Raw genomic sequence first — 15860 nt, 5'->3', positions numbered from 1 at the left:
GTCTATTTAAAAAAATATTGCACAGGAGTTGTATTTTTTGTTGAAAGATTGTCCTCTATATGTTTCCCAAAAAGGTTTTCTGCTGTTATTTTGGCCGAGAAATCTAAATTGATATTGAGAGTCCAGTTCTTGGTTTTAGTATCTATAGAAAAATTATTTTCTAGTGTGTTCTGCCATTTTGTGGAGTAATGCATTTTTTTTATAGGTGAGATGGTCCAGTGTGTTATTTGATTGTTCGCTGAGATAATGAGTGTATTTTCATTTAGTAGCTTCATATCGTCTACTTTTTCATGATCGTTATTGAAAATATGAGTGAATTGTTTACTTGTGCGATTCCACACATAGATTGTTCCACTAGCGTTAGAAAACACTATATGTTGAGAATCACAAGATAAGTGACCAATTTCATGTTTACTATCAATGATTTGAGTTGTTCTTAGGGTATTATCAACAATAAAAATCTGTTTTTCGGTAACTAAAAATATGTTGTTTGCAAATACTTTTAGGTATTGAATATTGGAAGGAAATGTTTTGACTTTTTCGTTATTAAATAATTTTTCTACATTATCACTTATCGCAATATCGTGTAAGAGTAGCTTGTTGTCAAGTGCAATGGCAACGATATTTTCAGAAACAAACTGCATGTGTACTTTTTTACTCAAATGTCTTTGAATTTGTCCATGATCTTTGTTTGTTTTTATGTCATGAAAAAAAATATGCGTGTCTCCGAAACTCATTATTGCTACATTATTGCCACTTGGACTACAAGTAATTAACTTACCAAATATTTTTGTCGAATATTCCTTATCTTTCTCTAGATCCCATACAAAAACTTGTTTTTCATTATTGAAAAATATAGCGTTTTTCATTGGTAGAAAATCTACCACTGAGCCATCAATTTTCTTTTCTCCCAGGTTCTTTAAAGAAGAACTGTCGTAGATAAATATTTTCTGTTCTATAACAGATGCTATGTATTTTTTTTGAGAATCAATAAATATAGATTTTCCAGGCTTACTATAATTCATTTGTGCTGGAATCGACAGTAATTGTATTTGCTCATCGCTAGCAATTGCAATAAGTTGATCAACAGGAGAGATGGCGATGCAGTTAATATTTTCTTTTGCTGGAATTGTTGTAATTGATCGACCTGTTTTTAAAGATAGAATTTCTATTGTTGATTGAGAAGTGAATAAGGCCATCATTGTTGGTGAGATAGATAGGGTACTTATTGTATAAGAATATGGACCAAATTTATGGAGTAGTGTTCTTGTTGTGACGTCCCATAGATATATCGTGTTATTATCGACTACAGTTGCAAGTGTTTTATTGCGTTTACATACAGCGGTATTAGTTACTTTATTGGGTATTTGTATTTCAAATAAAGGTTTGGGGTCGCGTTGATATTCTTTTGTATCCCACCAGCGAATTTTGTTGTCATTTCCTTGACAAACTGTTACTAGTTGTGATCCCGTAAACAAAAGTTGTTTGACAGTTGTTGGGTGTCTAAAATTGTTAAAAGTGGCTTTTTTTGAAAGTTGCCATAACATAGCAACATTTTCTGCAGAACCAACAGCAACTAATTTATCATCTTCACTAAAAGCTACACTGTAAATATCTAGATTATTGTGTTTGAAAATGGTTTGTTGGGTGTTTTGTGAGATGTTCCACAATTTAGATGTTGAGTCTTTGTTTTCGGAACCAGTGATTATTAAATTAGATGTGGTTGAAAAATCTAGACAATTAATTGCGGCATTGTGTCCACGAAGTGTTTTATGGAGCTTACCTGTTGAAGTAAGCCATAGTTTTAAAGTATGGTCGTTGGAAACAGTAGCAATTGTCTTGCCATTTTTACTAAACTTAATAGCGTTGATTCTGCTCTTGTGTCCTGGGAAAATGATACTAGGGTTTCGCGTCTTGCAATCCCAGGTTTGAACTTGCCGATCTTTTGTGATAATAAGAATTTGAGTGTCGGTAAAGAATTCAATCGATTCGATATCCATTTCTAATTGTGTCGTATATACCTGTTTACCTGTTTGTGTACTCCATAGAACAAGAGAGCGATTTGCAAAAGCAGCGACTAGCCAACGATCGTTTATAGCTGTAGCATTTATTTGGGCATTTTTGTTGTGTAAAGAATGCACAATTGTATTTGCTGATCGTAGATTGATTGTTTGCTTATCTAGCACTGAGAGTAACAGGTTTTTGTGCAAAGAGATCAGGGTTACTTTGCGATTTTTAGGAATGTTGACGGTTTGTTGTGTAGCAAGATTATAAGTTGTAATATTTGCGTTGGATGCAGAAGCTATTGTTGTTTCTGAAACAGCTAAAGAGTGTATGTTGGTGTGGTAGTAAAGTATTTGGTGAGCATTTGTGTCGAGATTCCAAATATTCACCGATTCATTAGTGTTATATACTAAGGCGTTGCTATGTGAGGAAAAATTGAAAAAAGAATTTGTACTATGATGTGAAAATGTGTGTGTAGTTTTGGCTGTTTGTAAATTAAAGATTTTAATGACTTTATTTTTTAACCCTATAGCTACAAGATTACGCTTTATAGAAACATGTTGTATTTTATAGGCGCTTTCTGGTAAATAAACAATTATTTTGCCTGTCGTATCACAAACATAGCATCTTTGATTTACAGCATAAACAATGTGGTCTTTGTGTGCGCTTATTGCTGTAATTTTGCCACTAGATAGGTTTTGTCGCGACGGGCTTCGCCATAATAAAGGCTTTTTTTGTTCTGCTATAGCAATTAGATTGCGCGTCGTATTTTTAATATTTTGTATTTGTTCACTGCCGGATTCAATATTTTTTATGAACTCTAAGGCTTCCGCAGCATAAGATCCTAATTTGTTCCATTCTGTTCTTTTGCGTGCTTCTATTGCTTTACTCAAAGCTATTTTCGCAAGTTTAATTCGCGATTTATTTGCATCGTTAGCTTTTTGCTCTTGTAATTCTATTGCCTCTGTTGCTTTTTGTTGCGCACGTAAATGTTCTTTGCGTATAAGTATAGTACTTGTTGCTAAACCTAGGATAATAAATATCGATGCCGCTGTTAAACTTGTACGAAGTTTTCTTGTGGTTTTTGTTTGTCGAATTTTGCTAATTTTTTGTTGATTAATTTTTCTACGTAGTTGTTTTACTTCTTCAGTATTGTAAACTATCTTTGAAATTTGCGCCTCTGCAAGACCAGTATCACTGTTGTGTAGAGCGACTTTGGCATAAAGAAGTCTTGCATTTTGCATTGACTCAGCGGCTATGCTGTTACCTTTCCAGAGCTCTATTGATTGTTGAAATCTTGCTATGGATTGTGCAAATTGATCGTAAAGTTGGCTGCGTTCTATTTTTTGAAGAATAAGTTGCGCAGATGTTACTTTTAGGACTTTTTCTTCACATGTCTTTAGTATTTCACATGCTTTGTTTGAGATAGTGTTACTTTCGCGATGTTTAATGAAGTCTTTTATTGCTTTTTTGAATTCGTGAACTGATTGATAGCGCTCTTCTGAGTTTCTACTGAGGGCTTTTGTACAGATTTGCTGTAACTCTATTGGAGTTGATTCTGTAAATTCCAAAGACGCTCCGTCTATGACGCACGAAATCACTTCCCATATGTTTGAACCTGAGTGCGGGGGATTTCCAGTTAATATCTCATACAGAATGCCACCAAGCAAGTACACATCTGTCCACGCTCCAATGTTTGCACCGTTTCCTTGGGCTAATTCGAGAGGCATGTAGTGAGGTGTTCCCATTGGGGAGTCGAGAGTACGGCCTGACAATGTTTTTTTATGGGTGTCAGGAACATCGTTTATATCAAGAGCTATCCCCCAATCCATTACGAGGACCTCACCGAATTCACCTATCATGATATTTTCTGGTTTAAGATCGTTGTGGATAATTTTTTTGCTATGTGCAAAAGCAACAGCATTACATACATTGAGTAATATACCCAGATGATAGTCTAAGTCGTATTGTGGATTTGACATTACGTTATTCCACGAGGTTCCACCGACGAGTTTCATTGCTAGGATAATTTCACCATCAACACTTTTTCCAAGTTCATGGACAGGAACTATATTGGGATGATCAAGGAATGCGGTAACAACAGCTTCATTGATGAATTTTTCTCTGAGATTAGGAATATTTTCATTATCAATAAGCTTTTTTATCGCAATATCTCTTTGTAAACTAATTTGTTTAGCTTTGTAAATAATGCCCATACCTCCTCTAGCAATTTCTTCACCTACATCATAGTTTACGCTTGAAGGTTTGGCTTCTGAAGTATAAGAAGAAGCAGAAGGGTCAATAATTGTATTCTGTTCTTCTATTCGTTGTTCAGTAAAAAATAAATCATCTATTTCTTGTTGTGAAAATGTTACTTGTGGTAATGATGATTTTTTTTGAGGAGGAATTGTATTAGATTTGAATGTATTACCTAAATCTTGATGTTGTTTTTCCAACTTTTTCCACTGTTGTTTTAATTTTTCCTTGTCTCTGTTGTCCATTTTTTTATCCAAACAGTATTACATATAATATCTATTTTCCCAAGTGATAGAGCGTTACAAATTTATTGTAACGCTCTACAAAGTCCATCAATTAATATAACATATAAATAAACTTTATCTACAGTGTTTATTAGGGAGCGCGGATATCATAATTGTACAAAAATTTAAGATGTTTTAGTCTAACCTAGTAAGGTAACTAGGGACGCGCTCTAGTGAAAATAGATGTTTTATTAGGGCCTAATTTCAAATGTTGAGAAGTGTTTGTATCACGAGACCTGTCGCGATGTAGATGCATATAATTATCAAGGCTACAGCTGGATTTTTTTGTTCTATTTCTTGGGTGATTGATATACGGAAAAATAATAGTCTTGATGCCCATAAACCCATAAATAATAATAAAAGTATCGCTAAAATACCGGCAATTAAAGCTGTAATTGCTTTGTGTAAGGTGATTAAAAACAGGTTATTGTTGTAAACCTCTATTGAGGTACCTTTACTTACAATAATGTATTGAATGTAGTATCCAGGGTTTTTTATAATCCATTCATTAGGTTGTTCTGATAGAACGTTAGCTTTAGGGCTTAAGGGGCAACCATTATCTTGAAATAGTTTGATCATTTTGCCATTAATGTCATTTTGCGAAAAGCTATTGTTCATTTTGTGTTCTGCAACAAATAAGGGCGGATTTTCCCATTCAATGTTGGAAACAGAAGCTGCGATCACTAATCCCACACCTACGAGAAAGCCTCCAAAAAGGATACCTGCTGATACATTATCTCTGGTCTCTACTTCATAATGGAAATTGAAACGAGAAGTTTTTGTAAAAATCCAACCGCTTATTACAAAAATTAATTGACCGACTACAAATGCAGATACAATAGCAAGTGCATATTCAATAACACCTTGTTCTATTTTGGAGCTGAAGCTATTCATTAAAATTAAGCCGGTGGCGATAAAACCTCCGCAACAAATAGCAGCTGTTCCTAAGTTTCTATCAGTTGCTAGTTCTTTTTCTATTGAAAATCTGTATAAAATAAGTTTATCAAGTACTTTTTGTGAAACGTAGAGAAGAATAAGGCTAATGGCAATACCAGGGATAAGATTATTCATTATACTGGGAAGACTAACAATTAAATTGTCATTGGCAATATGCGAGACAGAGCCAATAATTGCCAACGATACACCTATTAAATATCCTGCTAAACTAATTCCTACGGCAGGATTGTCTTCTTCTGTCAGTTGTTCTTTAAGAGAGAAAGAGTAACTCTTTTGGTAAATAAATTTGGCAAAAACAAGCGTGAGTACTACAAAGATTAGAATAGGAAAAATAGTGAGTATTTGCATCGCTTTTGTCGATACGCTAATTGTTGGAATTTCAATTGTGTTTGTTTCTGCCATAAATATAGACAATGGTATAGCTAATACTATGATAACAAATATAAAGATCAGTGGTGTACTCAAGTGTTTTTTGTTTATGTCACTGTGTTTTACAAGTGCGAATGACGTATTTTCTACAATATCAGCCTTTGCTACTTTTTTTGGCGCGGTTTGTTTTTTTGTTGATTTTTTAGTAGCTTTCTTTTTAGGTTTTTTTTCGTCGTTATCTTTTGTAGTTTTTGCCTTAGCTTTAGCAGATGATTTTTTAGCGGTAGTTTTCTTTTTTGGTTTTTCTTCGTCGTTATCTTTTGTAGTTTTTGCTTTAGTTTTAGTAGACGATTTTTTAGCAGTAGCTTTCTTTTTTGGTTTTTCTTCGTCATTATCTTTTGTAGTTTTTGCCTTAGCTTTAGTCGACGATTTCTTAGCAGTAGTTTTCTTTTTAGGTTTTTCTTCGTTGTTATCTTTTGTAGTTTTTGCCTTAGCTTTAGTCGATGATTTTTTAGCAGTAGTTTTCTTTTTAGGCTTTTCTTCGTCGTTATCTTTTGTGGTTTTTGCTTTAGCTTTAGTCGATGATTTTTTTTGAGTGGTTTTTTTCTCTTGTTTTTCCTCGTCACTGTTGTCTTTAGACTTAGTTTTGGTAGATTTTTTTTTGGTAGTTTTCTTTGAGGAAGATTTTTTCGCCTTAGTTTTTGTTTCTATCGTGTCTTTGTTTTCTTCTGATTCAATTTGGTCTGTCTTTTTTTTTGCCATTCGTATTTTATCCTCATTAAATTTAAAATTATATAATATCTCTCTACCCTAGTATTTTGTTGTACTCTATTTATAGAGTATGTTGGTAGGGCATTTTATATTATAACGCGTAAAAAGCGCAGTATCATAATTTTCCATTCTTTTTTTTCAAAAAATGCCAAATGCCCTTTGTAGACGCGCGTACCGCTGTAAAATTTCCTTTGAGAAGTAACTGTATAATTTCTAAACATCTAAAAAGAAAAATGCGTTGTTGTAAATGTGGAAAATACTTTTTACTAAAAATAAGGGAGTTTCTAAACATGTAATAATAATATGTTGTTGATTGTTGACCTACGCTTTGAGATATCTTATGCCAAACACGAGAGTGAGGTGCGTATAAAATTTTAAAACTCGCTTCTTTTACAGCAAAATTCCAGTCAGTATCTTCAAAATATAAAAAATAATCCTCGGGTATAAGGCCAACTGTTTGTATTGCAGATTTAGTAATAAGTAAGCTACAACCAGAGATAAAATCTACTGATTTCTGTTGAGAAAATTGCACATTATCTTCTTCTAACATTCCCAAATGCTTTATATAACCACTGTGTTTTTGAAATTCTCCTCCTGCGAACCATAATTTGCTACTGTTGTAGTAGAATATTTTAGAACCAACGATACCAATGTTAGAATCGCAACGAGCAGTTTTTATGAGCTCACTTAATGTTGTTTGTTCAACAACGGTATCGTTATTTAATAACCAAAAGTAATCGCAATTATATTTTTGCTGTGCATGGCGAATACCAAAATTATTGCCCCCAGCAAAGCCTAAATTTGCATTACTTTGTAGAAGTGTAACATTATCGAAACGCTGTAATTGTTGTAGAGTTTTTTGTGGTTGATCTTGAGAATCGTTATCGACAATAATAATTTGGTATGAATGATGAACAAGATTTTGACAAGACTTGACACATTCAAGTGTGTCTTGCCAACCGTTCCAGTTGACAAGAATAATTATCGCATCTATTTTGATTTTTGACATTGTAGTTGGGCTATTTTTAGGATGGTTTTTGCGGCTTGTAAACGTAATATCCAGTGAGAGCGAGCAATAATCGGTTCGAGAAGTACTACTAACTCAGCGTCTTCTGATTTTTCAATTGCTATTGTTATAGCTGCGCGTACATTTTCTCTTCCAGATTGTAAAATAGGTTTAGCATGAACGAGAAGAGGGTGATGACCACTACGGGTAATTTGATGGATTACGTGTAACTGTAGCTCTTCTTCTTTTGATTCCAAAGACGTTTTTACTGTGGTTGCAGCGGCATCGGGAAATTGTTTGTATAGAACAATTGCCGCGGTGATTTTAGTAAAAATATCAGGTGCTTGCGTTGGTTTCAAAAAAAGCGAATCTTCAATAACATTTTCTTCTAGCAAAAGAAGGCTTTCAATTGCACTTAGTTTGTTTTCCCAATCACCGTCAGTAATCATATTTTTTAAGTACGGTATCGCAGTAGAATCGTTTAGCATTGCTAATTTTTTAGCAGTAATAAATTGAACCCATTCATCAGGAGAATTCAGTAATGTGTATAGTGCTTCGCGACCACTTTTCTCTTCTAAAGCAAGATAATAAGCCGCATTTAAACGCAGTAAGTACGGTAATTGATTGTCGTATTCTCCTAGGGCGATTTTTTTTAACTCTTTTATTGCAGGTTGTGTAGAACAAATATGCATCGACTCAATAGCCCTTTGTTTTACAAGGTCGTTTTTGTTACTTAGACCTTTTTGTATTTGAAAAAAGCATTGTTGTGGCTTAAGTTTTGCTGCTGCAATAATTGCATATCCGCATACACTAGCGTCGTTGTCTGAGGCACTATATTTTTCTATAAATTCATACAGCTCAGGTTTTTGTAGTGCAGTAACCGCAACAACCGCGCGCTCACGAATAAGAGCGCTTGCGTGTTGTAAACCTTCTATCAGTGTGTCAATTCCCCGGTCGTCGCGAATATGAGCTAAAGCTTCGCACGCAGTAAATCGAATAAGCCATTCTTGGTGTTGGTAGTTTTCTTCTAACAAACTATGCGCGTGAAGCTGAAGTTGTGAAAAGTTCATTCCATTCCTTTATTTTTTTAAATTTCTAGCATATATTTGGTCTTGCAATGCTTCTTCGTTACGTCCTAGTTGTTTGTAAATACGTGAGCGTTCCATGTAATAATGAGATTTACTTGGTAATAATTTTACTGCTAGATCGTAACTTTGTAAAGCAAGACGAAGATAGGAAGGGTTATTAGATTTTTGATGTAGCCCTTCGTAAATTTGACCTTTTAGTAAATAGATACCCGATATATTAGGGTCGTGTTTTAGTGCATCCTCTACATCTTGAAGAGCTTTCTCAAAGTTGCCTAGCTTAATAAAACTAATACAACGATACTTGTGTATTTCTGGTTTTTCTGGATTAATGCGTAGTGCTTTACTATAGTTTTTTACCGCAATCTTATATTTTTTTTGTATATGTAAAATTTGTGCTTGATGAAAAAAGGCTTGGTATAATTGTGGATTTAGAGATATAGCTTTTTTATAAAAATTTGAAGCAGCTTCTAGCTCACCATATTGTTGATAATCCTGTCCCATTTCTAAGTAAATATAAGCTTGCTGGGATATATAAGATTTACTTTTGTCGTATAGAGCACTTACTTTGGTAGCTAAGGCCTTATCTAACGCCATTGCTTTTTTGTAATCTTGACTGGCCTGCACAAATTGATTTTGCTTGTCGCTGATTTTTCCTCGTTCGTAATAAGCGGCCGCTAAAGTAGGATCGCGGTTGATTGCATTTGTAAATAACAGTTGCGCTTTTTTGTCTTTGTTTTGAGCGAGATATATTTTCCCTAGTTCATAATAAGTGGGGGCGTGTTTGTGTATTTTTAAAACTGATTTTAGATCTGAAATTGTTTTATTCGTGTTTTCGAGAGCAAGGTAGGTCATTGCTCTGTTGTATATTGATTGCCAATGATTTGAATCAATAGCTATCGCTTGAGAAAAAGAAAAAATTGCTTGTTGGTGTTTGTATTTTTTACCAAGACAAATACCTTTATGATAATAACCTTCTGCATCTTTAGGGTTTACTAAAATAGCTAATTTTGCTTGGTATAAAGCCTTATCATAGTCTTTTTTTCTTTGTAGTTTTGTACATTTATCTAAAAACATTTTGCTATGCGCTGGATACTTTTGTAATTGCTCTGTTGCTGTTTTTTGGCGTTGTTTAAAATCCTCGATTTTTTGGCGCATGTTGTTTATCATTGTGCGTTTTTTATCAGAAAAGGTACTACCGTGAAGTTGGTTCATCCACAATATGAAATTCTTGGTATCTTTCTGTAAGGAGGTTGCAACATCTATTACTTTTTGTAGGTGCGTTATTTTTTTTAGTTTCAGCTGGATTTGAGTTGCTGCTGCGACGATCTCTTTACTGACGTTTTTCTTTTCAAATTTTTCGAATTCTTTGAAAAGACTTTGTAGCTCTTGTTGGTAACCTTTTTTAGATTTTTGCGCATAAGGTCGAATTCTCTGTAGAGCTTTATCTATATTTTGTGGATTTTTGTAACGCATACGCTTTGCTTCTTTGTAGAGCTTTTGAGCATTGATATAATTTTTTTGTTTTTCCAGTACTTGCGCTTTAAAATATAAAAAATCAGCGTAAAGAGGTCTTATTCTAAGTGCCCAATCGCACAACAATTTAGCGTGTGGATAGTTTTTTTTCTTAAAAGCTCTTTTGTATTTTTTGCGAATACTTTGTAGTACTTCGTCTTGCGTTGGAAAAATTGTTTCAATAATTTTTGCTGAGAGCTTTTCCATGGTGTCTATACGCTCGCGAAGAGCTGTTGACTTAACAATCGCATTGTTGCTAGTTTGAATTAAACGTACGCTAACAGACAGCTCGTTTTGCTTGGGAAAAATAACTTCTCCTTGAACAATAAAACTGAATAAAGATGAAATAGATGCTGCGTGCTTTGTACGATATTGAAGATTCGTAAGTTTTTTTAGTGATAATTTTTTAGAAGCTAGTTCTTTGGTTATTTGCTTTGATCGTTTGATTCTATAAATATTTGTTTGACCTATGGCCTGCAATAAATTTTTGTTCAAGTTTTTAGTAATACTATGATAATAAGGATCTTTAATACTTTTATCCAGACTCAAGGGCATCACAAATAAAGTATCTGTTTCTTGAGCGGAAGCAGTATTAAAAGCAACTAATGTTGCTAAGATGAATACTATTTGTTTTATCATGGAGATTTCCTTAACGTGTTTAGATGTGCCCTGGCCTTTGCTCTATAAAATAGAGAGCACTGTAAACAAAATGATGTGTCTTTCATTGAGGCGTTGACATGCCCTACTTACAAGTGTTGTTTTAAATTTGTTATGCGGTAAATAATCACTATAGTCAAATGGGTTTTTTTGATCCGATAGCTAGTTCACTTGTGATTTGTTCTATTTGTGCTTTTAAATCTTCTAACGAAGTATCGTTTGTTATGTAATAGTCACATAGCGCTATGGGGCCACCTTTTTCGATTTGTTCTATTTCTGCAAAATCTCTCTTTTCCGATTCTTCAGCAGTTAGAGGACGCACTTCTCTGTTTTGTAAACGATCATAACGGATTTTTCTTTTGGCGATAACAGCAACTAGAATAATAGGTGTTTCTAATTGTTGTCGCAGTAAAGTGTATTCACTCCAGCTGTATAAACCATCGAGTAAGACGTAGTCATTTGTAGTTAAATATTCATTTATTTTTGGTAGAGATAGTTTTGCGTAAGCACTCATGCCGTGGTTTTGCCTAAGTTCGATTCTAGTTTTTTTCTCGTTTTCTTGCCCAGATTCTAAACCTCTTTTTTTCATTTCTTGTAGAGTGATATCTCCGAAATATATGTAAGGCATATTATATTTTTGTACGAGTAAATCTACAGCTGTTGACTTGCCTGAACCAGCCATACCAACTATAGCGAGAATTTTTTTATTGTTCATGTTTTACTCAAGACGAACACTTCGAGTCTGTTATTACTTCATAATTTTATAAACAGACTTTACTAGCAGTCTTGTCCTTTTTAGTAATTTTAAAATTTATTTGGATTTTTGTCGCGTTTTGAACTAAGTCGCAAAGTTTCTACAACTTACTTGATATATTTTATACAAATCATAACGCGCTATTGTATTTGTCTCAAGTATTTTCTTGTTTTAAGCAAATAGTTGAAAATGTTTACGGGTCCTATCCTCAATGGAATATTTTCTACATTATATAAAAACTTGAATGCGGAGGGTGGAGTTTGCGAAATAAAATTTAAATTGACAATACTCTATACTTGGAAAAATAATTATTATGGAATCACTTGCAAAGGATTACGCTTTTTGCTATACTCGCAACGCTTGCAAATTCTTATTATAAGTGATGTGTAATCGCGATGCACTAACGTTGTAAGAGGTGTTCTCCCACCTATTTACCTCTTAACAAGTTGGGTTGCGTTGGCACTTTGTATTTGTATTTCTACGTATTGAAATTGCGAAAACTTTTACAATAAGAATTAGGGCATGTTGACATTTATCTTCCTTATAGTGTTGTTATTTTAGAGACTAGCTTTGTTACTTTTCAATTGCAGAGCGCTATTCCCTAAAATATCTTACATTATAATAAAATCTAAATATCGATATACCCTATGTAAAAAATTGAATATTATATGCATTTAAGACTTGGAGGATATTTTAATGAAGCGAATAGTAAGTGCGCTTCTCGTGGTTCTTTCTGTAGCGTTATTTGCACAACAACCTGCTAGATTAACCATCGATCCTGTCGCTGCTGTTAACCCTGTAAAAACACAACACACCTTTGTTGTTACTGTATATGATGAAAACGGTAACCCTCTTGGAGGACAAAGAGTTGAGTGGATTTTATCACGTGGTAACATTTGCGTTGGTGATATTGTAGAACATGACGATAAGGGTGCAATTGTTGGTGGAGAAAAAGTTAACAAACTTTCTAACCACTACACTGTTAGTTATACCAATGATGGACCAAGAACATTGGACTTTGGAAATGACAACCCTAACGATGACTTAAACTTAACCGTTGGACAAACATGGTGTACGATTACATCTCCTATTGAAGGAGAAACTCACGTTATCGCGTTTTGCCCTGGTATTAAAGATGCAAGTCAACACAAAGTTTACGCAGTAAAATACTGGATTGACGCTGATATTCAGTGGCCAATCAATGCTATTAACCGCGTAGGCGACCCTCACACCTTTACTTTCAAATTAATCAAGGCTTCTTCTCGTACTCCGCTTCCTGGTTACCGTGTTCGTTGGAAACTTGTAGAAGGTGGTGTTCCTGCATATCTGAATGATAGTGAAGAGAACAAAGAGGTTGAAGTTCAGACCAACGAAGAAGGTGAAGCGAAGGTTACATTAACGCAAATCAACCCCGATCCGGGGCAAAATGATATTGAAATTGAACTTCGCGATCCTGATGGTAAGCTTTTAGCTGTACGAAAAGTAACCAAAAGATGGATATCACCACAAATGACCATCGTAAAAACAGGTCCGGCGGATGGTATTCTAAAAGAGAATGTTAGCTACAGTATTATGGTGACAAACTCTGGAGAAGGTGAAGCGCGTGAAGTAAAAGTTGTTGATTCTCTTCCAAGTGGACTAGCTTTTGAAAGTTCTCAGCCTGACCCATCTGCTGTACGTGGTAATAAGATTAGATGGAATTTGGGAACACTAGCTTCTAATGAAACAAAGCAGATTAACCTAGTTGTTAAAGCAACAAAAACAGGTAAGCAAATTAACAAAGTTCAGGTAATTACTGACCGCGGTGAAGGCCCAGAAGCACAAGCTGAAACCCTAATTGGTGCGCCTGAATTGTACATTGTGAAAACTGGACAAGCACTTGCAAGATTGGGTGAATCTCCAGCGTACAGAATTACTATTAAAAATCGTGGTAGTGCACCTGCACGCAATGTAGTTGTGCGCGATAACGTTCCTGCGGGATTTAAATATCGTGGTCGCGATACTGGTAAATTTTCATTGAAGTGGAATGTCGGAACTCTGCAAAGAGGTGAAGAAAGATCTTTTGATTATGTGTTATTGACACAAAAAGAAGGTGAATTCACTAATATTGCCCAGGCTGTTAGCGGTGGCAAGGTTCTTCACGAAGCGCGTTTTGTTACTCGCGTTGTCAATCCACAAATCACTGTTAAGAAACGCGCTAGTAGTCGTTTTATATTCTTGAACAAGCAAGTTACTTTTAAAATCACTGTTAAAAATGAGGGTAGTGGTGAAGCGCGAGGAGTTGATGTTGTTGATTCTCTTCCTTCACAATTAGAATACATATCTTCTGAACCTCAAGGTTCTTTCCGTCCTGGTAGAGGTGGACAACTTGCGACTGTAAGATGGCAATTCCCTAAACTTGACGCTGGTGAATCTATTGAAATCAAGCTTGTTGCTCGCGGTATTGAAAAAGTGGCGCGCTGTATTAACGTTGTGAAGGTAACAAGCGAAGGCCGCGAAGTTCAAGATGAAGCTGGTCTAAGAATCGAAGGTGTATCTGCGATGCACTTATCTACTTACGATACCGATGACCCAGTAGAAGTTGGGCAACAAACAATTTATGTTATTACGGCAAGAAACGAAGGTACTAGTGCTTGTACGAATGTAAGCCTTATAGATGATATTCCTGAAGAAATGGAATTTGTAAAAGCTGAAGGTCCTGGAGAGTTCGAATACGATGAAGCAACTCGTAAGGTTAAGTTTGCGCCAATGCCTATTTTACAACCTGGTGATAAACTAACAATTAAAATCGTATGTCGTGCTATCAAGGAAGGCTCTGCAAAAAATACCGCTCGTCTAAGATATGATCAGTTTGATAAAGAGATCATTGACGAAGAAGGTACAAGTGTTTACAAGTAAGCTTTTGCTATTGTTTGCGCCTTTTACGAAATTGTAAATGGTTTTCTCATTTCGGTGTTATTGCACCGAGATGAGAATTTTATACTCAATCAAGATAGGGATGCATAAACACAACTACATAAAGTGTAATTGTATGTGTGTAAAACTCTTGTTTTTGTGGAAGGAAATTTGAAAGATGCTGAGAATATTTTTATGTTTCATCGTTGCTTCGGCGATGATTGCATGCTCTAGTTCGCAAAAGACGAACAATAGTAAGAGCAGTACACAACAATCTACCGTAAATCACGACAGTGACACAAGCAATGATCATAGTACCACTACTGATTCATCAACAACTCGTTCAACAGCAACCAGAAGTGCTGCTCCTTACAACACTGGTTTTGCTGGAGTGAACCAAATTGCTGCTGCTGATTGGGCAAAAGCCGATTGGTCGGATGTTGCAGCTGCCTGGGTTGGTGACAGCGCAGGAAATTACACTGCTCCTACTAAGTCTGTTACAGAATACAAAGCTAATCATAACTCAGACGAAATGATGAAAGATTCGATGGGTGAAAGTGGTGCTATTGTTGAAGATGCAATGGACGAGGCCGGTTCCGCAATGGAAGAGGCTGAGGCAACAATGGAAGAAACTGACGAGACAATGGAAGAAGTAGAAGAAACCACTGACGAGTGGGGCGAAGAAGCTAGTGAAGAAGTAGAAGAAGCTGGTGAATCTATGGAAGAAACCACTGATGAGTGGGGTGAAGAAGCTGGCGAAGAAGTAGAAGAAGCTGGTGAATCTATGGAAGAAACCACTGATGAGTGGGGTGAAGAAGCTAGTGAAGAAGTAGAAGAAGCTGGTGAATCTATGGAAGAAACCACTGATGAGTGGGGTGAAGAAGCTGGCGAAGAAGTAGAAGAAGCTGGTGAATCTATGGAAGAAACCACTGATGAGTGGGGTGAAGAAGCTGGCGAAGAAGTAGAAGAAGCTGGTGAATCTATGGAAGAAACCACTGATGAGTGGGGTGAAGAAGCTGGCGAAGAAGTAGAAGAAGCTGGTGAATCTATGGAAGAAACCACTGATGAGTGGGGTGAAGAAGCTGGTGAAGAAGATCGCGAAGAATCTGGTGATGACGAAGGCTGGGATGACGCTGGCGATGGAGCTGGTGATGATGAAGGCTGGGATGATTCTGGTGAAGAATCTGGCGACGATGAAGAGTGGTAAGATTCTATCAGTAAATGTATTATTATAAAAAAAGTGGTCGCTTTACGCGCCACTTTTTTTAATAAAGAACTGATGAATAAAATTTTTTCATAAAATTTGG

The 15860-nt window shown here is 35.5% G+C and carries 8 protein-coding genes; 2 read left to right on the top strand and 6 right to left on the bottom strand.

The window, feature by feature from the left end:
- Positions 1 to 2: 2 nt before the first annotated feature.
- The 6 genes from UABHE_RS14200 to UABHE_RS14175 all read right to left on the bottom strand — a co-directional run bounded on the left by UABHE_RS14200 (position 3) and on the right by UABHE_RS14175 (position 11619).
- Positions 3 to 4505: a WD40 repeat domain-containing serine/threonine-protein kinase gene (locus UABHE_RS14200; RefSeq protein WP_372370996.1), complete on the bottom strand. Its 4503-nt coding sequence runs from the start codon at positions 4503 to 4505 to the stop codon at positions 3 to 5.
- A gap of 243 nt (positions 4506 to 4748) precedes the next feature.
- Complete coding sequence (locus tag UABHE_RS14195; RefSeq protein ID WP_372370995.1) at positions 4749 to 6632, bottom strand: DUF350 domain-containing protein; 1884 nt, start codon at positions 6630 to 6632, stop codon at positions 4749 to 4751.
- A 124-nt stretch (positions 6633 to 6756) separates the two neighbouring features.
- Complete coding sequence (locus UABHE_RS14190; protein ID WP_372370994.1) at positions 6757 to 7650, bottom strand: glycosyltransferase family 2 protein; 894 nt, start codon at positions 7648 to 7650, stop codon at positions 6757 to 6759.
- Entirely contained in the window at positions 7632 to 8717 is a 1086-nt protein-coding gene (locus UABHE_RS14185; RefSeq protein WP_372370993.1) for a HEAT repeat domain-containing protein, read from the bottom strand. The genes UABHE_RS14190 and UABHE_RS14185 overlap by 19 nt, the downstream gene beginning before the upstream one ends.
- A 9-nt stretch (positions 8718 to 8726) precedes the next feature.
- Positions 8727 to 10886 (bottom strand): hypothetical protein, encoded by a 2160-nt coding sequence (locus UABHE_RS14180; protein ID WP_372370992.1) that lies wholly within the window; start codon positions 10884 to 10886, stop codon positions 8727 to 8729.
- A 154-nt stretch (positions 10887 to 11040) separates the two neighbouring features.
- Positions 11041 to 11619: an AAA family ATPase gene (locus tag UABHE_RS14175; RefSeq protein ID WP_372370991.1), complete on the bottom strand. Its 579-nt coding sequence runs from the start codon at positions 11617 to 11619 to the stop codon at positions 11041 to 11043.
- A gap of 735 nt (positions 11620 to 12354) precedes the next feature.
- On the opposite strand from UABHE_RS14175, the gene UABHE_RS14170 reads away from it, so the two are divergent.
- A complete protein-coding gene (locus tag UABHE_RS14170) occupies positions 12355 to 14556 on the top strand; it encodes a hypothetical protein (RefSeq protein WP_372370990.1) in 2202 nt (733 codons plus the stop codon).
- Positions 14557 to 14731: 175 nt separating this feature from the next.
- A complete protein-coding gene (locus UABHE_RS14165) occupies positions 14732 to 15760 on the top strand; it encodes a hypothetical protein (RefSeq protein WP_372370989.1) in 1029 nt (342 codons plus the stop codon).
- The last annotated feature ends 100 nt before the right edge of the window (positions 15761 to 15860 follow it).

It is taken from the genome of Candidatus Uabimicrobium helgolandensis (assembly GCF_041508025.1).
Taxonomy (GTDB): domain Bacteria; phylum Planctomycetota; class Uabimicrobiia; order Uabimicrobiales; family Uabimicrobiaceae; genus Uabimicrobium; species Uabimicrobium helgolandensis.
The sequence above is the reverse complement of the archived record's forward strand: the minus strand, read 5'-3'. Positions and strand labels throughout refer to the sequence as shown.